General features: G+C 63.0%; 14 protein-coding genes. 8 read left to right on the plus strand and 6 right to left on the minus strand.

What is annotated here, in order from left to right:
- Position 1 precedes the first annotated feature (1 nt).
- A complete protein-coding gene (locus ACS4RR_RS13330) occupies positions 2 to 2,314 on the minus strand; it encodes an NADP-dependent malic enzyme (RefSeq protein WP_456188892.1) in 2,313 nt (770 codons plus the stop codon).
- Between the two features lie 260 nt (positions 2,315 to 2,574).
- Here ACS4RR_RS13330 and ACS4RR_RS13335 point away from each other — a divergent pair, with 260 nt between their 5' ends.
- A complete protein-coding gene (locus ACS4RR_RS13335) occupies positions 2,575 to 4,014 on the plus strand; it encodes an FAD-binding oxidoreductase (protein WP_456188893.1) in 1,440 nt (479 codons plus the stop codon).
- A gap of 130 nt (positions 4,015 to 4,144) precedes the next feature.
- Here ACS4RR_RS13335 and ACS4RR_RS13340 read toward each other — a convergent pair whose 3' ends face one another.
- Positions 4,145 to 4,894, minus strand: coding sequence for a histidine phosphatase family protein (locus tag ACS4RR_RS13340; RefSeq protein WP_170281297.1), 750 nt, complete (start codon positions 4,892 to 4,894; stop codon positions 4,145 to 4,147).
- A gap of 211 nt (positions 4,895 to 5,105) precedes the next feature.
- Here ACS4RR_RS13340 and ACS4RR_RS13345 point away from each other — a divergent pair, with 211 nt between their 5' ends.
- Positions 5,106 to 5,948, plus strand: a complete 843-nt coding sequence (locus ACS4RR_RS13345; protein WP_017964536.1) for a UDP-2,3-diacylglucosamine diphosphatase — start codon at positions 5,106 to 5,108, stop codon at positions 5,946 to 5,948.
- A gap of 225 nt (positions 5,949 to 6,173) precedes the next feature.
- A complete protein-coding gene (locus tag ACS4RR_RS13350) occupies positions 6,174 to 7,394 on the plus strand; it encodes an MFS transporter (protein WP_170281231.1) in 1,221 nt (406 codons plus the stop codon).
- Here ACS4RR_RS13350 and dgcA read toward each other — a convergent pair.
- Entirely contained in the window at positions 7,346 to 8,329 is a 984-nt protein-coding gene (gene dgcA, locus ACS4RR_RS13355; RefSeq protein WP_222294799.1) for an N-acetyl-D-Glu racemase DgcA, read from the minus strand. The genes ACS4RR_RS13350 and dgcA overlap by 49 nt on opposite strands.
- A gap of 102 nt (positions 8,330 to 8,431) precedes the next feature.
- On the opposite strand from dgcA, the gene ACS4RR_RS13360 reads away from it, so the two are divergent.
- The 4 genes from ACS4RR_RS13360 to ACS4RR_RS13375 are packed head-to-tail and all read left to right on the plus strand — an operon-like array spanning position 8,432 to position 12,464.
- Positions 8,432 to 9,601, plus strand: a complete 1,170-nt coding sequence (locus ACS4RR_RS13360) for an MlaE family lipid ABC transporter permease subunit (RefSeq protein WP_222385167.1) — start codon at positions 8,432 to 8,434, stop codon at positions 9,599 to 9,601.
- 1 nt (position 9,602) lies between these two features.
- On the plus strand, positions 9,603 to 10,448 hold the full coding sequence (locus tag ACS4RR_RS13365; RefSeq protein WP_170255769.1) for an ABC transporter ATP-binding protein: 846 nt from the start codon (positions 9,603 to 9,605) through the stop codon (positions 10,446 to 10,448).
- Between the two features lie 9 nt (positions 10,449 to 10,457).
- Positions 10,458 to 11,828 (plus strand): MlaD family protein, encoded by a 1,371-nt coding sequence (locus ACS4RR_RS13370; protein WP_260110952.1) that lies wholly within the window; start codon positions 10,458 to 10,460, stop codon positions 11,826 to 11,828.
- A 24-nt stretch (positions 11,829 to 11,852) separates the two neighbouring features.
- A complete protein-coding gene (locus ACS4RR_RS13375; protein WP_017964530.1) occupies positions 11,853 to 12,464 on the plus strand; it encodes an ABC-type transport auxiliary lipoprotein family protein in 612 nt (203 codons plus the stop codon).
- Positions 12,465 to 12,486: 22 nt separating this feature from the next.
- On the opposite strand, the gene ACS4RR_RS13380 is transcribed toward ACS4RR_RS13375, so the two are convergent.
- Complete coding sequence (locus tag ACS4RR_RS13380) at positions 12,487 to 13,362, minus strand: D-alanyl-D-alanine carboxypeptidase family protein (protein ID WP_170255771.1); 876 nt, start codon at positions 13,360 to 13,362, stop codon at positions 12,487 to 12,489.
- Positions 13,363 to 13,748: 386 nt separating this feature from the next.
- Between ACS4RR_RS13380 and ACS4RR_RS13385 the strand changes: the two genes are divergently transcribed.
- Entirely contained in the window at positions 13,749 to 14,498 is a 750-nt protein-coding gene (locus ACS4RR_RS13385; RefSeq protein WP_222385166.1) for an aminoacyl--tRNA ligase-related protein, read from the plus strand.
- 54 nt (positions 14,499 to 14,552) lie between these two features.
- On the opposite strand, the gene ACS4RR_RS13390 is transcribed toward ACS4RR_RS13385, so the two are convergent.
- Positions 14,553 to 15,113: a cysteine hydrolase family protein gene (locus ACS4RR_RS13390; protein ID WP_222385165.1), complete on the minus strand. Its 561-nt coding sequence runs from the start codon at positions 15,111 to 15,113 to the stop codon at positions 14,553 to 14,555.
- 157 nt (positions 15,114 to 15,270) lie between these two features.
- Entirely contained in the window at positions 15,271 to 22,251 is a 6,981-nt protein-coding gene (locus ACS4RR_RS13395; protein WP_456188894.1) for an apolipoprotein A-IV repeat region-like domain-containing protein, read from the minus strand.
- Positions 22,252 to 22,528 lie beyond the last annotated feature (277 nt).

The following is a 22,528-nucleotide window of genomic DNA, read 5'->3' on the forward strand; positions in this document are numbered from 1 at the left end:
CTCAAGCCGGTTGCGATGCCTCGACGACGGCGAGTGCCGCCATATTGACGACGCCGCGGGAGGTGACCGAGGGGGCGAGAATGTGGGCGGGCAGGGCGGTGCCGAGCAGGATCGGGCCGACATGCAGGCCGTCGGTCATCGACTTGACCACACCGAGGGTGATGTTGGCGGCGTCGAGGTTCGGGAAGACCAGGAGGTTCGCCTCGTCGTGCAGGGTCGTGTCCGGCATGACGCGCTTGCGCAGCGCTTCGGTGATGGCGCTTTCGCCGTGCATCTCGCCGTCGACCTCGAGGTCGGGCGCGGCTTCGCGCACGAGCTGCAGGGCGTTGCGCATCTTCGTGGCGCTTTCGGACTCACGCGAGCCGAAGTTGGAATGCGAGACTAGCGCGGCGCGCGGCGTGAGGCCGAAACGGCGGATTTCCTCGGCCGCCAGCACCGTCGCCTCGGCAACCTCCTCGGCAGTCGGATTGAAGGTGACGTAGGTGTCGGTGAAGAAGGTGGCGCCGCGCTGCGAAATCATCAGGCTGAGTGCGGAGAAATCGCGGACATTCTTGCGCTTGCCGATGATCTGGCGGACGTCGCGCAGGTGCTTCTCGTAGCGGCCTTCGAGGCCGCAGATCAGCGCATCGGCCTCGCCGCGCCTCAGCGCCAGCGCGCCGATGACGGTGGTGTTGGTGCGTACGATCGTGCGGGCCGCTTCCGGGATGACGCCGCGGCGGCCGACGAGGGAGAAATAGAGATCGACATATTCGCGGAAGCGCGGATCGTCTTCCGGGTTGATGACCTCGAAATCCTGCAACGGCCGAATGCGCAAGCCGTAGCGCTTCAGGCGCGTCTCAATGACTTGCGGGCGGCCAATCAGGATCGGTTCGGCAAGGCCTTCCTCAAGCAGCACCTGGGCGGCGCGGAGCACGCGCTCGTCCTCACCTTCGGAGAAGATGACACGCTTGCGCTCTGCAGCCTTGGCCGCGGTGAAGATCGGCTTCATGACGAAGCCGGAGCGGAAGACGAAGCGGTTCAACTGGTCGAGATAGGCGTCGAAATCCTGGATCGGGCGGCGCGCGACGCCGCTCTGTTCGGCGGCCTTGGCAACGGCAGGCGCGATGCGCAGGATCAGGCGCGGATCGAAGGGCGAGGGGATCAGGTAGTCGGGGCCGAAGACCGGAGTTTCACCGGAATAGGCGCGGGCGGCGACATCGGACGGCTCTTCGCGGGCAAGGGCTGCGATGGCGCGCACCGCCGCCATCTTCATTTCCTCGTTGATCGTCTCAGCGCCGCAATCGAGCGCGCCGCGAAAGATATAGGGAAAGCAGAGGACGTTGTTGACCTGGTTGGCGAAATCCGAACGGCCGGTGCAGATCATTGCGTCGGGGCGGGCGGCACGGGCGAGATCGGGCATGATCTCCGGCGTCGGATTGGCGAGCGCCATGATCAGCGGCTTGTCGGCCATCTGCGCCAGCAGCTCGGGTTTCAGCACGCCGGCGGCCGAAAGGCCCAGAAAGACGTCGGCGCCGCCGATGTTTTCGGCGAGCGTGCGCGTATCGCTCTTCTGGGCGTAGATGGATTTCCATTCGTCCATCAGCTCGACCCGGCCCTCATAGACCAGGCCTTCTAGATCGTGGACCCAGATGTTTTCGCGCTTCGCCCCGAGAATGACCAGCAGGTTGAGGCAGGCAAGGGCGGCAGCACCGGCGCCGGAGGCGACGATCTTGATGTCGGCGATGTCCTTGCCGGCGAGTTCCAGCCCGTTCAGGATCGCGGCGGCAACGATGATCGCCGTGCCGTGCTGGTCGTCGTGGAAGACCGGGATTTTCATCTTCTCGCGCAGGCGCCGCTCGACCTCGAAACATTCCGGCGCCTTGATGTCCTCAAGATTGATGCCGCCGAAAGTCGGCGCCAGCGAGGCGATGGTCGAAACCATCTGGTCGACGGCTGCGGCGTCGATCTCGATGTCGAAGACGTCGATGCCGGCGAATTTCTTGAAGAGCACGGCCTTGCCCTCCATGACCGGCTTGGAGGCAAGCGGGCCGATATTGCCGAGGCCGAGCACGGCGGTGCCGTTGGAGATGACGGCGACGAGATTGGCGCGCGAGGTATATTCGGCCGCCATTTCGGGATTGTCGCGGATGGCAAGGCAAGGGGCGGCAACGCCCGGCGAATAGGCGAGCGCCAGGTCGCGCTGGTTGCCGAGCGGCTTGGTCGCCTGGATCTCCAGCTTGCCGGGGCGGGGATAGCGGTGGAAGAAAAGCGCCTGCTCGTCGAGATCGCCGCTCGTCAAGTTCTTTTCCGTCTTCGATTTTTCCAGGTGATCCATCGCCGCCTCCGTGCACGTCTTTTGAGCTCCCTCCATACATCAATCGGCTACGGGCGACAGTATGGAAATGCGGGGTGGCTCAAGTTTTCGCAAAGGGTCAAATGGCACACCCGCTCTGCCCGCGAATCAGAGGGGTCGTCGGACCAATTCGATTGCGATCGTTTCAGTTAGCTAATCCTTCTGGAAGCTTGTCTGGCCGCGGCAACGGGCGCAAAATGCCGGCCGCGACGGTGCGGGGCGCCGGTCGCATGGAGGAAACCATGGACAATTTGAACCTGACGACCCTGCAAAGGGGTCAGACGATGGTCAATGACGTGGCCATCGATGCCTTTGCCGCCGGATTTCGCGGCAGTCTTCTGACCAGTAAGGACGTGGATTACAACGAGGCGCGGGCGATCTGGAATGCAATGATCGATCGCCGGCCGGGGCTGATCGCGCGCTGCGCAGGTGCTGCGGATGTCGTGCGGGCGGTGCGGTTTGCGCGTGACAATAATCTGCTCGTTTCGGTGCGCGGCGGCGGCCACGGCATCGCCGGCAATGCCGTCTGCGAGGGTGGCGTCGTCATCGACCTGTCGGCGATGAAATCGGTGCGGGTCGATCCGCAGACGCGGCGCGCCAGGATCGAGCCGGGCGCAACACTTGCCGATGTCGACAAGGAAACGCTGGCCTTCGGGCTGGCGCTGCCGACGGGCATCAATTCGACCACCGGCATCGCCGGGTTGACGTTGGGCGGTGGCTTCGGCTGGCTGACCCGCAAATTCGGGCTGACGATCGACAATCTGCTTTCGGTAGATGTGGTGACGGCCGACGGCGAGTTGGTCAAGGCGAGCGAGACGGAAAAACCCGACCTCTTCTGGGCGCTACGCGGCGGCGGCGGCAATTTCGGCGTCGTGACCTCGTTCGAGTTCAAGCTTAACCCTCTCACCACGGAGGTTCTCGCCGGGCTGGTCGTACATCCCTTCGCCGATGCGGAAACGGTGCTCAAGGAGTACCGGCAGGCGCTGGAGGCGGCACCTGACGAACTGACCTGCTGGGTGGTGATGCGCCAGGCGCCGCCGCTGCCGTTCCTTCCCGCCGAATGGCACGGAAAGGAAATCGTCGTGCTGGCGATGTGTTATTGCGGAGACATCGCAGCGGGAGAAAAGGCGACGGCCAGATTACGTGCGATCGGAAATCCGATTGCCGACGTCGTCGGCCCGGTGCCGTTCGCCGGCTGGCAGCAGGCGTTCGACCCGTTGCTCACGCCAGGTGCGCGCAATTACTGGAAGAGCCAGGATTTCGCCTCGCTTTCGGATCCGGCGATCGACGTCCTGCTCAATGCCGTGCGCAAGCTGCCCGGCCCGGAATGCGAGATCTTCATCGGCCATGTCGGCGGTGCGGCCGGGCGTGTTCCGACCGAAGCCACCGCGTTTCCGCAGCGCAGCTCGCATTTCGTCATGAATGTGCATGCGCGCTGGCGGGAAGCCGGGATGGACGGAAGCTGCACCGGCTGGGCGCGTGAGCTTTTCGAGGCAACCAAGCCGCATTCGGTCGGTACCGCCTATATCAACTTCATGCCGGAAGACGAAACCGATCGGGTCGAAATAGCATACGGGACCAACTACCACCGCCTTGCCGAAATCAAGCTGCGCTACGATCCGAACAACCTGTTCCGCATGAACCAGAACGTCAAACCCGTGGCGGCCGTGTGCGCCGCCTGACGGGGTGGCGAAATCAAGGCATTGAATCACTCCGTCGCGCGCTTGCTCAACGCGCGGCGGCACGATGTTCTGGCGCTCGTAGCATAATGTCCTTGGCCGGTGACATGCCGATCGTTTCGGTCCGGCGTCGCTACCTGCCGGGCTTCGGCGTGATCGTCACGTCCGCGCCATAGGCATCGCGCAGTTCGCCTTCCTGTCCCGGCTGCCGGTCGGCGGCCTGATGCAGCAGGATCGACTCGTATCCTTGCGAGCGCGTCCCCTCGATCAGGGTGATATCGGCGTTTCCGGGATTGTCGGAGTGCTCGAACCATTCGACAGGGCGGTGCAGGAAATTCATTTCGACCGCCCGGTTGGTGACGCCATGACCGACGATCACGACGTTGTGGTCGCTATTTTCGGCATCGTGCATGACGGTCTGGAGGAACAGGCGCACCCGCTGGGCCACATCCGCCCGGCTTTCGCCATCCGGCGGCCGTGCGTAGAACTTGCCGCTGTTGCTGCGCAGCCTCGCCCATCTTTCGAACTCTTCGGGAAACTTCCGCTTCTGTTCGGCGCGGTCGTAGATTTCGGTGAAGAGACCGAAATCCTGTTCGCGCAGCAGATAGTCTTCCCTGATATCGCCGATGAAGCTTGCCGGCAGGGCTTCGAGCAGCGCATCCTTGCTCTGCCGCGTCCTCAGAAAGGGCGAATACCAGATATGCAGCTTGCCGAAACCCGCGCTCGGCAGTGCTTGCAGATAGGAGGCGATCACGCCGCCTGCTTCGAGCGCCTGCCGATGGCCCCACTGCGTCAGCGGCACATTGTGATCGCCGAATTGGCGGTAGGCCTGTTCGTTGATGTTGCCGAGGGATTCGCCGTGGCGAACGAGAAAGAGACGCATCAGCCATCCCGCATTGTCGGATATGGAATCGCCGTCATCATGAACGCCCTGAATGCGCACGGCAACCTCGTCAGTGGGCTTGGCGGCGACGGGCGTGCTGCACGCGCGGCGACGGCCAGGCGGCCGCGCGGAATGGACAGGGTTGCAGGGCTTTTCCCCAGCTTGTCATCTTCCTGAAACACGAGTCTGGTTTTGGAAGGCTAGATGAAAGATGGGACATGAGCGGCAGCTCGTGAAAGACATGATGGAACCCAGACATTTCCGCACGCTCTTCATTTCCGATGTCCATCTCGGCTCGAAGGCCGCGAAGGCCGACTTCCTGCTGGATTTCCTGCGCCACCACGAGGCCGATACGATCGTGCTCGTCGGCGACATCGTCGACGGTTGGCGCCTGAAGCGCAGCTGGTACTGGCCGCAGGTCTGCAACGATGTCGTCCAGAAGCTGTTGCGCAAGGCGCGCAAGGGCACGCGCGTCGTCTATATTCCCGGCAATCACGACGAATTCCTGCGCGCCTTCCCGGGCATGCATTTCGGCGGCATCGAAGTCGTCGAGCGCATGATGCTTGACGGCGCCGACGGCAAGAAATACCTGATCCTGCACGGCGACGAGTTCGACATCGTCGTCCGCAACGCCCGACTGCTGGCCTATCTCGGCGACTGGGCCTATGACACGGCGATCCGCATCAACGTCATCCTGGCGGCGGTGCGCCGCCGGCTTGGCATGCCCTACTGGTCATTCTCGGCCTGGGCGAAGCTGCAGGTCAAACATGCGGTCAATTTCATCGGTGAATTCGAGCGCGTCGTGGCCGAGGAAGCCCGCAAAAACGGCGCCGACGGGGTGATCTGCGGACATATCCACCATGCCATCATCCAGGACATGGACGGCATCCGCTACATCAATACCGGCGATTGGGTGGAAAGCTGCACGGCGGTCGCCGAGCACGAGGATGGCACGTTCGAACTGATCACCTGGCGGGCGCTTGCCAGTAGCGTGCCGGCGCTTGCCGCCATCGAAATGCATGATGAGGGCGAACTGGCCCCGCAGGCCGCTTGATTCTGGCGGCGGCGCATCCGCGTTTGCGCTTTACAGCGCCGCGCGTCTTTTCAGACGCGTATAGGACGCCGCAAACACTTAAAATAAAACAGTAGGTATTTGGCCGTTACCGTTTGGCGACAGGCCTTGTTTATTTTCTAAAACGTTTCAGAACGGTTATTTCTCGCAATAGTCGCCTCCAGGGTGGTGTGTTAGGACAGCGTCCAGTTTCCTGCAGGTCCACCTATGATTCCCGCTCAAAATTCCCCGACGGGTGAGGGAGCGCCGCCGCGTTTCCGGCTGCTCAGCGCGCTTTCCTATTGCGCGCCGCTGCTCGTCAACGGCATCGTCCTGCCGTTCTTTCCCGTCTGGCTCGCAACCCACAGCTTCAGCGACCACGAAATCGGCATCATCCTTGCCATACCGATGGTGGTTCGCGTGCTGGTGGCGCCTGTCGTCGCCATGATCGCCGACCGCTTGAAGGAGCGCGCCGACGTGCTGCTTTGGTCGGGCGGCATGTCGCTGCTGACGGCGATCGCGCTCTTCTGGACGACGACCTTCTGGCCCGTGGCGATCATCTATGCGCTGCAGGGCGCCACCTTCGCGCCCTATGTGCCTATCGTCGAATCGATCGTCATCTCAGGTGTGCGCCGCTGGGGGCTCGATTACGGGTCGATGCGCGTGTGGGGCTCGATCGCCTTCATCGTCTCGACGCTGGTTGGTGGCCAGATGATCAGCCGATGGGGCGGCGGGATGGTGCTTGATGTCATGGTGTTCGGCTTTATCATGACCGTTGTCATGGCGATCTTCTGTCCGCGCATCGGGCCGACGCGGCGCCGCGGCCAGCCGATCAACATTCCGGCCGCCACCGGCAGCGGCCTGCGCGAGCCGCACCTGCTGCTGCTTTTGATCGGCGTCGCCATCCAGCAGTCGAGCCATGCGGTGCTCAACGCTTTTTCCTCGATCTACTGGCATCAGCTCGGCTTCTCCGGCACTGAGGTCGGGCTGCTCTGGAGCGCCGGCGTCGCTTCGGAAGTGACGGTGTTCTTCCTGTCGAAGCGTCTCAACCGTCGCTTCGACGCCTGGACGCTGATCCGCTTCGGCTGCGCCATCAGCGTCTGCCGCTGGATCCTGTTTCCGATGAATACCGGTTTTGCCGGTTTCTTCCTGCTGCAATGTTTCCACGGCTTTACCTACGCCTTCGTGCATACCGGCGTGCAGCGGCGGATCATGGCGACGGTTCAGGAAACGCAGGAATCATCAGCGCAGGGCGCCTATTTCTTCTATGTCGGCATGGCGATGGCGCTGATGACCCTGGCGTCGGGTTATCTCTACGCCTGGCTCGGCGTTGTCAGCTATTACGTCATGGCGCTGATCGCGTTTTCCGGCCTCTGCCTCGTCATCTCAGCCTATTACCTTCAACCCCAGAGGGTGCTTTCGGGCGGAAAGACCAGCGAAGCGGCGTAGCGCAGGCCGGGTTCGCGGTCGCGGGCCAGCAGCAACGGGCCGTCGAGATCGACGAAATCGGCATTTTGGGCGAGCAGAACGGCGGGCGCCATGGCAAGCGAGGTACCGACCATGCAGCCGATCATGATGCTGAATCCGAGCCGTTCGGCCTCGACCTTCATCGACAGCGCCTCCGTCAGTCCGCCGGTCTTGTCGAGCTTGATATTGATCGCGTCGTAGCGGTCGGCGAGGCTCGCGAGATCGCCGGTATGGTGGACGCTCTCGTCGGCGCAGACGAGGAGCGGGCGGTTGATTTCGGCGAGCAGCCCATCGCGGCCAGCCGGCAGCGGCTGCTCGACGAGGGCGATGCCTGCTTCTGCGGCAATATGGAGATGACGCTCCAACACGGCCTCCGGCCAGCCCTCATTGGCGTCGAGAATGATGGCGGCGTCGGGCGCGGCGACGCGGACGGCGCGGATGCGGCTTTCATCGTCGCCGGTGCCGACCTTGACCTTCAGCAGGGCGCGGCCGGCATGCTCGCGCGCCTGGGCGGCCATCACCTCCGGCGTGCCGAGCGAGATGGTGTAAGCGGTGGTGAGCGGCTGCGGAGCGGCAATGCCGAGGCGGGCGGCGACGCTGTCTCCTGTCTGTTTTGCCTGGAGATCCCAGAGGGCACAATCGACGGCGTTGCGGGCCGCGCCCGGCGGCATGGCCGATAGCAGGTCGCTGCGCGAAATGCCGGCCTCGATCAGCGGTCGCGCCGCGTCGATCTGGGCGAAAACGCTCTGCATGGTCTCGCCGTAGCGGCGGTAAGGCACGCATTCGCCGCGCCCCTGCGCACCCTTTTCGACAAGCGTGCAGGTGATCACTTCGGCCTCGGTCTTTGCCCCGCGCGAGATAGTGAAGGTCCCGGCAATCGGAAAGGAATTCATCTGGATATCGAGGGTGCGCGGCATTATTGCTCTCCTACGAGCATGGAAATTGCACGGTGCTTCTGTATATTGACGCGCCGGGCGACGAACGATCTGCTTCGCGAGTCGGCAATGTCGCTATAAGCCTTGAAAGACACAAGTATCTTGAACGCCGAGAATCGCAACGCCGCCTCCCTTGATGTGGACGACCAGGCTGATGGCTCGGGACAGCGTGTGCGTCTTCAAGGAAATTGGCGCAGCGCCTACATCCATCTGGTGCTGCGCGATTTCGAAAAGCTGCTGCAGAAAAAGACCGGTGACTTGACCGTAGACCTCTCGGACGTTTCGGATATTGACACCGCCGGCATCTGGCTGCTGTGCCGGCTGAAGAAACAAGAAGAGGCGAGCGGCCGGGTGGTTCGCTTCGAAGGCACCAATCCGCATATCGACGAAATGCTGGAGATGTTTTCCGAGGAGCCGGCCAAGCCCGAGCCGGAGCAGACGGAGAAAGTCTCGCTTATTGCGCGCATCTTCGCGCCGATCGGCAAAATGACCTATGAGATCTGGGACAATTTCGCTGCCGCCATGTATATCCTCGGCTCGGCGGTGCGCGGCGCCCAGATGAAATTCGGCCGCGGCAGCGGCGTTTCACCGGCCTCAATCGTCAACCAGATCGACCATATGGGCGTTCGCGCCGTCCCGATCATCCTGCTGATGTCGTTTCTGATCGGGGCGATCATTGCCCAGCAGGGCGCCTTTCAGCTGCGCTACTTCGGCGCTGAGGTTTTTGTCGTCGATCTCGTCGGCATCCTGCAATTGCGCGAAATCGGCGTGCTTCTGACCTCGATCATGATCGCCGGCCGCTCGGGCAGCGCGATCACCGCCGAAATCGGCTCGATGAAGATGCGCGAGGAGATCGACGCGCTGAAGGTGATGGGGCTGAACCCGATCGGCGTGCTGATCTTCCCGCGGCTGGTGGCGCTGACCATTGCGCTGCCGCTTTTGACGGTGCTGGCAAATTTCGCTTCGCTGGGAGGGGCTGCCGCTGTCGCCTGGGGCTATTCCGGCATCACCTTCGCCAACTTCCTGTCGCGCCTGCACGAGGCGGTGACGCTGTCGACCGTGCTGTCGGGCATGATCAAGGCGCCGTTCATGGCGCTGGTCATCGGCATCGTCGCCGCCGTCGAGGGGCTGAAGGTGGGCGGCAGCGCGGAATCGCTCGGCCAGCATGTCACGGCCTCGGTGGTGAAGGCGATTTTCGTCGTCATCCTGATGGACGGGCTTTTTGCGATGTTCTATGCAGCGATCGACTTCTAGCATGGCGAATCGCGTGGACGAGAAACCGATCGATACGGAAGACAAGGACGAAAGGGACATCGTGCTGTCGGCGCGCGACGTCACCGTCGGCTTCGGCTCCAAGGTCGTGCTCGACAATCTGAACCTCAATATCTACCGCGGCGAGATCCTCGGCTTCGTCGGCGCGTCGGGCACCGGCAAATCGGTGCTGATGCGCACGGTGCTCCGGCTGCTGCCGCGCCGCTCCGGCACGATCAAGATCCTCGGCCAGAATTTCGACGAACTCGACGAGCCGCAGCGCAACGCGCTCGACATGCGGCTCGGCGTGCTGTTCCAGCAGGGAGCACTGTTTTCGTCGCTGACGGTCAAGGAAAACATCCAGGTGCCGATGCGCGAATATCTCGACTTGCCGACCTCGCTGATGGATGAGCTGGCGCATCTGAAGATCCGTATGGTCGGGCTTGCAGCCGATGCCGCCGACAAATATCCCTCCGAACTGTCTGGCGGCATGATCAAGCGCGCAGCCCTTGCGCGCGCGCTCTCACTCGATCCGGAACTGGTCTTCCTGGACGAGCCAACCTCCGGCCTCGACCCGATCGGCGCGGCCGAATTCGACGAACTGATCGCCAGCCTGCGCAATAGTCTGGGATTGACCGTGTATATGGTCACGCACGACCTCGACAGCCTGTTTTCGGTCTGCGACCGTATTGCCGTGCTCGGAAAGAAGCGAGTAATGGTGGAAGGCACGATCGACGACATGCTGGCCTATGACGATCCGTGGGTGCAGGCCTATTTCAAGGGCAAACGCGCGCGGTCGATCGTGCCGCAGAACGCTACTGCCGCGCGGCACGACAGCAGCGGAAAGTGACCGGATAAGATGGAAACCAAAGCCAATTACACGATTGTCGGTTTTTTCACCGTGCTGGTGATCGCGGCTGCCTTCGGCTTCGTCTACTGGATGGCCGAATATGGCCGCGGCGGCCCGATGACGGAACTGATCGTGCGTATTCCGGGCTCGGCCAACGGCCTCAGCGTCGGCTCGCCGGTGCGCTTCAACGGCATCCAGATCGGCTCGGTGCAGACTTTATCGATCGATGCCGACGATCCGCAATATTCACTGGCCTTCACCCAGGTGCGCACCGATGCGCCGATCTACCCCTCGACCAAGGCCGCCCTTGAAATCCAGGGCTTGACGGGCGCCGCCTATATCGAACTGTCAGGCGGCCGGAAGGGCGAGGAAAGCATCCTCCAGCATGCGATCGACAACGGCAAACGCGCCGTCATCGTCGCCGACCAGTCAAGCGTCACCAATCTTCTGGCAACCGCCGACAAGATCCTCGATCGTGCCAACGACGCGGTTGGTGAACTTCAGGGTTTCATCGAAGATTCGCGCGGGCCGCTGACCGAGACTTTCAAGAATGCCGAGACGTTCTCGGATGCGCTTGCCAAGAATTCCGGCAATATCGACTCCTTCCTGCAGAGCGTGGGTGAACTCTCCAATACGGTGAAGGCGGTCTCCGGTCGTGTCGATTCGACGCTGCAAGCGGTCGAAAAGCTGGTCAAGGCGGTCGATGCACAGAAGATCGACAACATCGTCTCCAATGCCGAGAGGATTACCGCCAATGTCGCCGATGCTTCGGGCGACCTCAAGGGCGCGATCCAGAAGTTCGACGAGACGGCCACCACCTTCAACGATTTCGGCAAGCAGGCGCAGGCGACACTCGACCGCGTCGATACGCTCGTTGCCCAGATCGATCCCCAGAAGGTGAAGGGTTCGGTCGACGATATCGCGCAGGCGACCAAGGATGCGCGCGTCGCCGTCGCCTCGATCCGCGATGTCGCCAACACGGTTTCCGCGCGTCAGAAAGATATCGACCAGACGATCCAGGACGTGTCGCAGCTTTCCAACAAGCTGAATTCGGCCTCGACCCGCATCGACGGCATTCTCATCAAGGTCGATGCGCTGCTCGGCACCGACAATACGCAATCGCTGTTCACTGAGGCGCGCGATACGCTGGAATCCTTCAAGAAGGTGGCGGACAACCTGAATTCGCGCATCGGGCCGATCGCCGACAATCTGCAGAAATTCTCGAGCGGCGGCTTGCGCGACGTGCAGACTCTCGTCAACGACATGCGCGGAACCGTGAGCAATCTGAACGACACGATCACCAACTTCGACCGCAATCCGCAACGCCTGATCTTCGGCGGGGAAACGGTCAAGCAATATGACGGCCGGACGCGGCGTTAACTGGGAAGTCAGGGGTAGCCGAATATGGTCGCATCGCATCTGTCGTCACGCCGTTCTTGGATCAGGGGAACGGTGATCGCACTGCCGCTGACGGCGCTGATCCTTTCCGGGTGCGGCACCGCGGCCAAGAACGATACCTATGACCTGTCCGCCGCCGTCGACGGGGGTGGACCCGCAGCCAAATCCCGCCAGATCTTGATCGCCAGCCCGACGGCGCTGAGAGCGCTCGACAGCGAGCAGATCGTTATCCGTGTTTCGCCGTCAGAAATCCAATATCTCTCGAAGGCGCAGTGGGGCGACAAGCTGCCGCGCATAGTGCAGTCGAAACTGGTGGAAGCCTTCGAGAACTCCGGCAAGCTCGGCGGCGTCGGCATGCCGGGGCAGGGGCTGGCGATCGACTACCAAGTCGTTACCGATATCCGCTCCTTCGAGATCGATGCTTCGAACGGCAACCAGGCGGTGGTCGAGATCTCCGCCAAGATCCTCAACGACCGCAACGGCTCGGTGCGCGCCCAGAAGGTGTTCCGCGCCATGGCGCCGGCCGGCGGCGGCAATGACGGCTTCGTCAAGGGCCTCGACCGCGCCTTCTCCACGGTCGCCAGCGAAATCGTCAGCTGGACGCTGAAGACCATCTAAGCTTGCGGGCTAAGCTTTCGGGCTACTTCGTCGGTTGCGAATCCGTCATCGTCGTTCCCGGCTGGCTGCCGGGTGTCGTGGAAGCTGTGGCGGTCGATGACGACGACAGAGCGCTGTCCAGCAGGCTTGCCATCTTGTCGTCGCGTATGCTCGCGGTCTTTTCGCCCATGACGACGCCGACCACGCGGCGGCCATCCTTCAACGCCGAGGTCACGACATTGTAGCCCGATGCGTCGGTGTAGCCGGTCTTGATGCCGTCGACGCCGTCATAGCGATACATGAGGTTGTTGTGGCCGCGCAGCTTCATGCCGCGGAACTGGAAGCCGCGCATCGAGAAGAGCTTGAACTCCTCGGGAAAGTCCCGCATCAGCGAAACGCCGAGTGTCGCCATATCACGCGCCGTGGTGACTTGCTCAGGATCGGGAAGGCCCGACGGATTCTTGAAGACCGTGTCCTTCATGCCGAGCTGGCGTGCCTTGTCGGTCATCGCCTTGGCGAAAGCCTGTTCGGAGCCGCCAAGCTGCTCGGCGATCGCCACAGCAGCGTCGTTGGCGGACAGCACCACAATTCCTTCGACCGCTTCGCGCAGCGTCACCTTACGGCCGGCCCCGACAGCGAGCTTGAAGGGCTCCTTGCTCTCGGCATTTTCCGACATTGTGAGCTTCTGGTCCCAGTTGAGGCGTCCATCATGCAGGGCCTCGAAGGCGAGATAGAGCGTCATCATTTTGGTCAGTGACGCCGGATAGTTCAGATCGTCCTGATTCGAACCTTCGAGGACCTGGCCGGACTGCGCATCGACGACGAAACTTGCCTGGCCGGCCTCAGCCAGCGTGACGGCGCCCATCAGGAAAGCAGAGGAGAGCGCGGTGGCAAGGAGCCTGGATGTCGTCTTGGTCATCAATGTTGCTGTCTCTATCGGTTGGTTATGAGCTTGAACGCAAGGGGATTAAAAAGGTTTGTGACGGAATGAAGGAACGGGGGCAACAAAAAAGGGTCATCCACAGATGATCCCTTTTGTCTCGCCATGTCCTTCGACCGACGTCCGGCTCGCTGCGGCCGTTTGACAATGTCCGGCTGGGCACGTAGAGAATTTCGCCATGAGCACGAAGCGCGCGCCCATCTCCCGTCATATCAGCACCTGCCCGCAGGTTGCGATCTTGCGCGCTTTTGACGAACGAGGTCTCCGCGTCCTGCTGTGACGTACGGGCGCTATCGGCGTCCGGCGCGCTGCTGGACGTAAAGCCCCTCACCACGTCAATCAAGGCTGCCAGGGAGACAGGCACCGTGCTCAATATTTATCATGTCAATTCGCTCGTCCATTGGGAGGAGCGCGAGATCCATCTGCGCGATCATATGATCGGCTTCTTCTCACAAGAAGTCCGCAGTTTTCTCAGATCCGTCAATCCGGCCTGGGATGTCAGGAGGGTCGAGGCGCCGGCGCTAATGCCGCGGTCACTTGTTTCAAGCGCCTATTCGAAAGCCGATATCTGGGTCCAGGAGCAGCTCTCCACCAGCGATACCGCGCTGGTGCTGAGACCGGAGACCACGCCGTCGACCTACATCTATATGCAGCATATTCTCGGCAATCACTCCAAGACACGGCTGCCGCTCTGCGTCTGGCAAGCCGGCAGATCCTATCGTCGCGAGCAGGAACAGCCGACCAAACACATGCGGCTGAAGGAATTCTGGCAGCTTGAATTCCAATGCGCCTTCACGGCCGATAGCGGTAACGACTATCACGCCGCATGCCTAGAGCCGGTCCGTCGGATGGTCGCATCGCTGATCCATCTGCCGACGCGGATCGTACCTTCCGACCGGCTGCCGGGCTATTCCGAGGTGACGATGGATATCGAGGTCGACAATGGCGACAAGTGGATGGAGGTCTGCTCGATCTCGCGACGCACGGATTTTCCGCAGCCTTACCGGTCGCAGCCGAAGAAGGGAGCTGCCTTCGACCACGACGTGCTCGTGCTTGAGATCGCGATCGGTCTCGATCGGTGCATTTATAACTGGAGCATAGCCGCCGATCGGTGAGATATCGGAATCCGGTGCTGCCAGGCGGTCCCGGTTCTCATGTGGTCTGAGAATTTATGAAAACTCGATCTCGGCGGCGGGGCGGATTTCTACCGTTGCCTTGCCGGCATCGAAACCATCGAGCGTTTCATTGTGATGGGCAATGATCTCGGAGAAGGTGAAGGTCGCTGTGTCGCCGGTCATGTGACCATCGGCAATCAACGTCACATCATATCCGAGCGACACGGCTCGCCTGACTGTCGTGTCGACACAGAATTGCGACATGCATCCACCGACGACGAGGTGAGTGATTGATCGCTCGTGCAGGCATTCGGCAAGATCGGTCTCGAAGAAGGAGTCGGCGCTTTTCTTGCGCACAACGACCTCGGCCTGCCTTGGCGCGATCTCGTCGCGCAGGGCCCAACCCGGCGTGCCGACCGCCAACCGATGGCCAACGTCGCCGTCATGCTGAACGAGCACGACCTGCGCGCCCGCCTGCCGAGCTTTTTCTTGCAACACTGCCAAGCGCGCAACGGTCTCGTCGAGTGCGGTATCGACGTAAGGCTGCCGCTCAGGCGAGGCTTTGCCGGCGAGGATCGCGTTCTGCACGTCGATGATCAGAAGGGCCTTGGTCATTTCGGGGAGGTTTCCGTAACTGGACGGTGGATGGTTTCGTTTCGGAATGCTTTGCTTTTGTATATCTGCAGAGAGGCCTGGTCACGCTCGCAATATAGAACGAAAGCCGCCTGACACGTGTTCAAGCGGCTTTCCAAACCGCAGGTCCCAGTCAGGCTCAGCCGAGCCTGCCTGCGGCATGAGCGAGCATGGTGTAGACCTTGCCCGTATCCGAGGTGAGGTAGGACTGCGTCACCGTCCGGTTCGGGTCGGTGCGGGCGACGTCGGCGAGCAGCTTTTCGAAATCACCGATATAGCGGTCGACGGCGGTGCGGAATTCCGGTTCGCGGTCGTATTTGCGCTTGATCTCGTCGAAAGTCTGCTGGCCCTTCAGCGTATAGAGGCGACGAGTGAAGACGTCGCGCTCGCCGCGCTGATAACGGCGCCAGAGATCGACCGAGGCGTCGTGGTCGATGGCGCGAGCGATATCGACCGAGAGCGAGTTCAGCGATTCGACGACGTGCCGCGGATTGCGGCTATCGCTGTTGCTGCGCGTCGCAGGGGCGGCGGTTTCCGCTTGGCGGGCCGGGGCGCGGGCAGGCGCTTCGTCGGCGGCCTCGTCACGCGATGCGCCGCGCAGGAGATCGCTGATCCAGCCGCCGCCTTCGGCGCGCGCCGGTTCCTGGCGGGCTGGCTCCTGGCGAGCGGGGGCAGGCTGCGGCGCGGCGCGCGGAGGGGCGGCAGCCGGCGCAGACGGTGCAATCGTTCCGCGCAGGCCCGTCGCTTCAAGCGGCGGCGGCGCTGCCGGCTGCGGCGGCTGGGCTGCGACCGGCTGGGTGGGACGCGGGGCCGGCTGCGCCTGAGCAAGCGTGCGGGTGACAGGTTCGGAGATCTCAAGCTGCTGGCTGGAGCGGCCGACGAGCTGGGAGATATCCTGCAACGCCTTGATCTGCTCGGCGACCGCCCGGCGCATGGCCGAGGCGCTTTCCTTGGCTTCCTCGGGAAGATCGAAGGCGCCGCGCTTCAGTTCGGCACGGGTCGCGTCGAGTTCACTGCGGATGTCGGCGGCAGAGCGGCGGATATCTTCGGTGGCGCCGGAGAAGCGGCCGACTGCATCGTCGATCGCCTCGCGCAGCGCTTCCCGCATGTGCTGGGCGGCACCGTCGGAGGCGCGGCCGGCTTCGCCGAGCATGCGCTCGACGTCCGACAGCGAGGCGGTGAGACCGCCGCGAATGCGATTGGAGAGATCGCCGGAACGGCGTTCGACATTGGCGAAAGTGCCGTCGATCGTCGTATTGGCCTCGTCGCCGGCGCGGGTGATCGCCTCGCGCATCGTTTCTGCCGCTTCCTGGGCGCGCTTCTCGGTTTCGGTGAGAATGCGGCCAATGTCAGCAAAGGAGGATTGCACGCCTTGGCGCAAATTGCCGGTGACCTGGCTGGAGCGCTGTTCTGCCCGCTCGAACACGGTCTCGATCATGCCGCCGAGGCCTTGCATGGTCTTTTCGATCTCGGCGGAGCGCTGGACGAGGCCGACAGAGAGTGTCTGCAGCGCGCTCTCGCGTTCCTCGAGCGTCGAGGCGAGGTTGGACTGGGCGGCGCCGAGAAGCTGCGAGGCCTGGGTCAGGACCTTGGAGTGTTCGTCGAAGCGGCCGATGATGCCGCCGACCTGCGCCAGCGTCTGGCCCGAGATGTCGGAGAGGCGGTCGATCTTGCCTTCGAGAAGCCTGGTGGAGGCGGAGACCATCTCGGCGGCCTTGGTGGCGGAGTCGGCAAACCGCGTAGTGGTATCGCCGAGACGACCGTCGACGCTGGTCAGCTGCTCGGCGGCGCGGTTCATCATCATCGCCATCGCCGCGCTGCTTTCCGACATGCGCTGGACGAGGCCGTTGACGTTGCCGACCAGGCTGTTTTCGATGGCGCTGACGGCATTGGCGACATTCTCGGTGCGGGCGGCAACTGCGCTGGCGAGCGCTTCGTTTTCGGCGCGCAGACGGTCGGCGCTGAGGTTGGCTGCGGCGGTGATGCGGGCGGCGGCCTGCTCGCCGGCATCAGTGTAGCGGTCGATGATCGGGCGGGCCGTCTCGTCGAGGATGCGCGTCAATTCGACCGAACGGCCTGATAACATCGAGTTGAGGTCGCGGGTGCGCTCCTCGAGCGTCGAGCGGATCGAGTTGCCGCGCGCTTCGAGCGCCCGGTCGATCTCGGAGAACGTCGTATCGATCTCGCGGGCTCGCTCCTCGAGATTGGTGCGAATGGCGCTGCTGCGCGCTTCGAGCGCCCGGTCGACATCCGCCATGGTTGCGGAAATCTCACTGCCGGCGCCCGTGAGCGTCGAGCGGATGGCGTTGCCGCGTGACTCCAGAGACTGGCTGGCATCCGACAGCACCTTGGAGATGGCATTGACTTGCGTGCCGACGATGGTCTCAGCCTCGGCGACTTTGTTGACGATGGCGTTGCCGGCTTCCGAGAAGGTTTGGGCAACGGCAGCGGCCTGGCTTGCCAGCCGGTTCTGAGCTTCGGCGACGCGGGTGACGATCTGCGACGAGCGCTCATCCATGGTGCGGGTGAATTCGTCGCTTTTCACATTGAGATCCTCGGCGAATTGCTGGCCTGTCTTGCCAAGCAGTTCGGTGGTTCTCGTCGCTTCGCCTTCCATTCCCTGGGCCGCGTCGGCAACCGCACTGCGCAGCGTCGAGGCGAGACCAGCGGCCTTGCCTTCGATGGTCCGGTTGACGGCATCGAGGCCGACGGTCAACGCACGGTCCATGGTGGAGAGGCGTTCCTCGATGCGTTCATTGCCGCGGTCGAGCGTTTCGGCGAGGCTCGCGGTTCGGCCATCGATAGCGCCGGTCAGGCTGGTGGTGCGGCTGTCCAGCGTCTCGGCCAGATTGGCGGTGCGGCTGTCGATCGCCTGAGTGAGGTTTGCGGCGCTGCCTTCGAGCGTCGCCGAGATGCGCTGTGTGGCGTCGTCGCTGAGCGCGCCGAGACGAGAGACGCCGTCGGCAAGCACGCCGGACAGCTGGCCGCTGGCCGCTTCGACCTTTTCGGCAACACCGCCGACGCCGTCGCGGATGCGGGTCTCGATCGCCGCAAGACCGGCTTCCACACGCGATCCGGTTTCATCAAAACGGCCCGTCAGGTTTTCGACCGACCGATCGAGACGGGTGGACAAATCCTGGGTGGAGCTCGAAATCGCACTTGCCGCCTCCTGGAAGCGGCCGGCGATCTGGCCGGCGCCGGCATGCATGCGATCTTCCAATCTCTGGGCGCCGGCATCGATCGCCTGGCGGATTGCGGCTTCACGGTGCTCCAGCGACAATTCGAGCATGCCGACGCTCGTCGCCACCGAGGTGCCGATGCTGGTCGCCTGTTCGGCCAGCGTATCGCTGATCAGCGCATGGGCCTGGTTCAGCGATAGGTCTATGGCGTTGGCGCGGTCTTCGAGCGTCGTGCGGATGCGCTCATGGGCCGAGGCAAGCCCGCCCTCGATGCGCGCCGCGGCTTCGTCGGCGAGGCCGCCGAGCCGTGTATGTGCATCGGTCAGACGGCCTTCAATGCGGCCGGTCAAGCCGCCGACGAGATCCTCGAAGCGGGTGCCGCCGGCATCGAGAACACCCGAGAGGGCGGCGCTATGCTCGGAAAGCGCATTTTCGAGCCGCTGCTGATTGTCGGTATAGGCGGTGCGGATCGCATCGGTCTTGTCGGAGAAGGCACCGGCGACTCGTGCCTCGGCACCGGAGACGGCCTCCATGATGGCGTTGCTGCGGGCTTCGAGCACGCTGTCGAAGCGGCTCTGGTTATCGTCGAGCGAAATGGCGAGCGCCATGGTCTTTTCGTCGAGCGTATCGGTGAGCCGGTCGTGGGTTGCCGTCACGGCGCCGATGATCGCGGCGGTGCGGTGCCCCAAGGCTTCCTCGAGGCGGGCCTGGCCTTCGCTCAGCGAAGTGGCGAGGGCGGCGGCCTTCTGGTCGAGTACACCGTTCAGGCCAACATGCGTGCCGGAAACCGCATTGGTGATCGCATCGGCGCCTGTTGTCAGCGTCTCCTCGAGACGGCTCTGGCTCTCGTTCAGCGAGATGGCAAGCGCCATCGCCCGATCGTCAAGTGTCTCGGACAGGCGGTCGTGGGTGGCAGAGACCGCATTCAGGAAGGATTCCGAGCGGCTCTCCAGCGTATCCTGCAGGCGGCTCTGGCCCTCGTTCAGGGAGGCGGCGATCGCCGTCGCCTTTTCGTCGAGCGTTTCCGAGAGACGGTCGTGCGTGCCAGACACGGCCTTGAGGAAGGCCTCGGAGCGTGCTTCCAGCGTGTCTTCGATCCGCGACTGGCTCTCGTTGAGCGAGATGGCGAGCGTCATCGCCTTCTCGTCCAGCGTCTCGGACAGACGGTCATGCGTGCCGGAGACCGCATTCACCAAGGCTGCCGATCGGGTTTCCAGCGTGTCTTCGATCCGCGTCTGGGTTTCGTTGAGCGAGATGGCGAGTGCCATCGCCTTTTCGTCCAGCGTCTCGGAGAGGCGATCATGGGTGCCGGAGACGGCGTTCAGCAGGGCCGCGGAGCGGGTTTCGAGCGTATTCTCGATACGGGCATGGCCTTCGCTCAGCGAGGTGGCAAAAGCTGCCGCCTTGCCGTCCAGCGTCTCGGAGAGACGGTCATGGGTGCCTGAGACGGCGTTCAGCAGAGAGGCTGAACGGGTTTCAAGCGTCTCCTCGATACGGGCCTGGCTCTCGTTCAAGGACATGGCCAGCGCCATCGCCTTCTCGTCGAGCGTCTCGGCAAGACGGTCGCGCGTGCCGGATACGGTGTTCAACAGTGCCTCGGCGCGTGTTCCAAGCGCATCCTCGATGCGGGCATGGCGCTCGTCGAGCGAGGTCGTCAGGGCCGCCGCCTTGCTGTCCAGCGTTTCCGACAAACGATCATGCGTGCCAGACACGGCGTTGAGTAAGGCCTCGGAGCGCGTCTCAAGTGTATCCTCGATGCGGGCATGGCTCTCGTTCAGAGAGATGGCAAGCGCCATCGACTTTTCATCGAGCGTCTCGGCAAGACGGTCATGGGTGCCGGAGACGGCATTGATGATGGCGTCGGAGCGGGTTGCCAGCGTTTCCTCGAAGCGGCTGTGATGGGTGGTCAGCGCCTCGACCAGTGCGCCGCCGCGCTCTGCCATGACGCTGTCGATGCGGCCGTGGGCCGTGCCGAGCGCCTCGCTGATTTCGGCCGCACGCGCAGCAAGCACGCCGCTGAGCTCCTCGGCGCGACCGCCGAAGGCAGCGGTCACCTGTTCTGTGCCAGCGGCAACGGCAGTCGTCAGATCAGTGGTGGTGGTGCGCAGCGTGTCGCGGAATTCGGCCGAGCGCGTCTGAAGGTTGTTCTGCAGTTCGGAGGTGCCTGATGCAAGGGTCAGCGCGATTTCAGAAGTCGCGCTCTGCAGCGCAGAGGTCAGTTCACCGGTGCGGCTGGTGAGTGCCGTGGTGATTTCATCTGCGCGGCTGCCGAGCGTGCTTTCCAGCACTTCGTGGCCGGTGGCGAGCGCGGTGGCGAGCGCCAGCGACTGGTCTGATAGCGACGAACCAAGCCGGTCGATGCCGGAATTCAGGATGCCGTCGATCGAATCCGAGCCGCCGGTCAGCGTCTCGTTGATACGAGCGAGGCTTTCCATCAGCTTGGTGTCGAGCGAGCCGGTTCGCTTGTCGAAGGCGCTGGTGAACTCGGCGACGCGTTCGTCGAAGGCGGTCGACAGTTGGGCGACGGTCGTCTGCAGCCGCTCCTCGAAGAAGCCGGAGCGCACGTCGAGATCCATGACGGCGTCGTCGGCGGTGGTCTGCAGGCTCTGGCGGAAGCTTGCGCCTTTTTCGTCGAGCGCGCTGTTCAGCTTCGACAGCACGTCGTCAAGCGTGCCGCCGATGGTACGTTCGCCTGACGTCAGGCTCTCGTTGATCTCGCGGGTGCGGGCGATCAGGATCTCGTTGAGCTGGTGCGTGCGCTCGTTCAGCGCCGCATTCAGCTTCTCGGTGCTGCTGTCCATGGTCGAGGCGCGCGTTTCGAACTGGCTGAGCAGTCTTTCGCCATGGTCGTTGAGATTGACGGAGAGCGCTTCGAGGCGGTTGTCGAATTCTGTGGCGAGCGCAAAACCCGATGCGTTCAGGGTCTGCAGCAGGGTATCTGTCTTGGCAGAGAGCAGGCTGCCCATCGACTGCAGGGCGCTGTCCGATTTTTCCAGGATCGTCGCGGCGCGCGTATCGATCAGCGAGGCGAAGGCTTCGCCGGATGTGGCAAGCCGCACCGCGATCTCTTCGGTCGCCAGCGACAGCTCTTCCTTCAGCTGGTCGTGCACACTGCCGATCGAGGTGCGGATACGATCGGCATGGTTGACGATCGCCTCACGCTCGGAGCCGAGTTCGTGGACGAGGCCGCGCACGCGCAACTCGTTGTCGGCATAGGAACGTTCAAGCGCATTGACTTCGGAATGGACGAGCGTTTCCAGCTCGGAGGCACGCGCGATGGTGCGCTCGATGCCCTCGTTCATGGCCGAGACCTCACGGCGCACGGCCTGGCCGACGGTCATGATGCGCTCGGAGGCGATGGTTTCCGGCTCTGCCAGGCGCAATGCCACCTCTGCCATGGAACGGGCGGCGTTGCGCATGTCCTGGGCGCGGGAGATCATGATGGCGAAGGCGTAGAACATCATCACGGGAACGATGATGCCGACGAGGCCGGCGATGACGCCGGGCAGGGCGACGAGGTCGGCGAGCGAACGGATCTGCCAGATCTGCGGAGCATAAAGCAGCGACATCAGGCCGAGGCCGGCCATGACCCAAAGCACGGAAAACAAGGTGGCGGTGCGCACCGCCGAGCGGCTGGAGGCGCCGTCAAAGGATTTCAGGATCGAGGCGGGCGTATTGCGGCTGGCATCGTTGGCGGGCGTGAAGGCCGGACCCCTGGAAGTCTGCTCGCCGGCGGCACCGCGGCGGCTGCGGCGCTGCGCTTCGTCCTGAGCCTGCTGATTACGCGCATTCGATGGATCAGACACATTAGCCTCCGGGGCCTGGGGCGCGTCGCCGCGGCGAGACGGTACGTTATCCTTGCTAAAGTCGATCTGGAGCGCCTCGTCCAATGCCTTGAACGCCTTGTCCTCAATTGACTCGTTGTATTTGTTGTTCGCCATTCGGGTATGCCTCGTTACTGTCAGCCGGCCCAACCGCGCATCCCTGGCTTCCGCCTCACCCGGGAACAACTTTGCCGTTCCAGCCTTCCATCCCAACGAAGGACGGATAAGCATGTCATTTCAGAGTAGATAGCCGCTTTTTCAAACGGAAGGTATCAAAACACTACCATTATCCACTCGCTCGGCAAAGGCGCGTACCATAAACCCGCTCCACCAGTATCGTAGTGACACATCTGAGGTCCTCACACAATTAATGAAGGCTTGAGATTCACGGCTC

The organism is Rhizobium zaerense (genome assembly GCF_051810725.1).
GTDB lineage: Bacteria > Pseudomonadota > Alphaproteobacteria > Rhizobiales > Rhizobiaceae > Rhizobium > Rhizobium leguminosarum_I.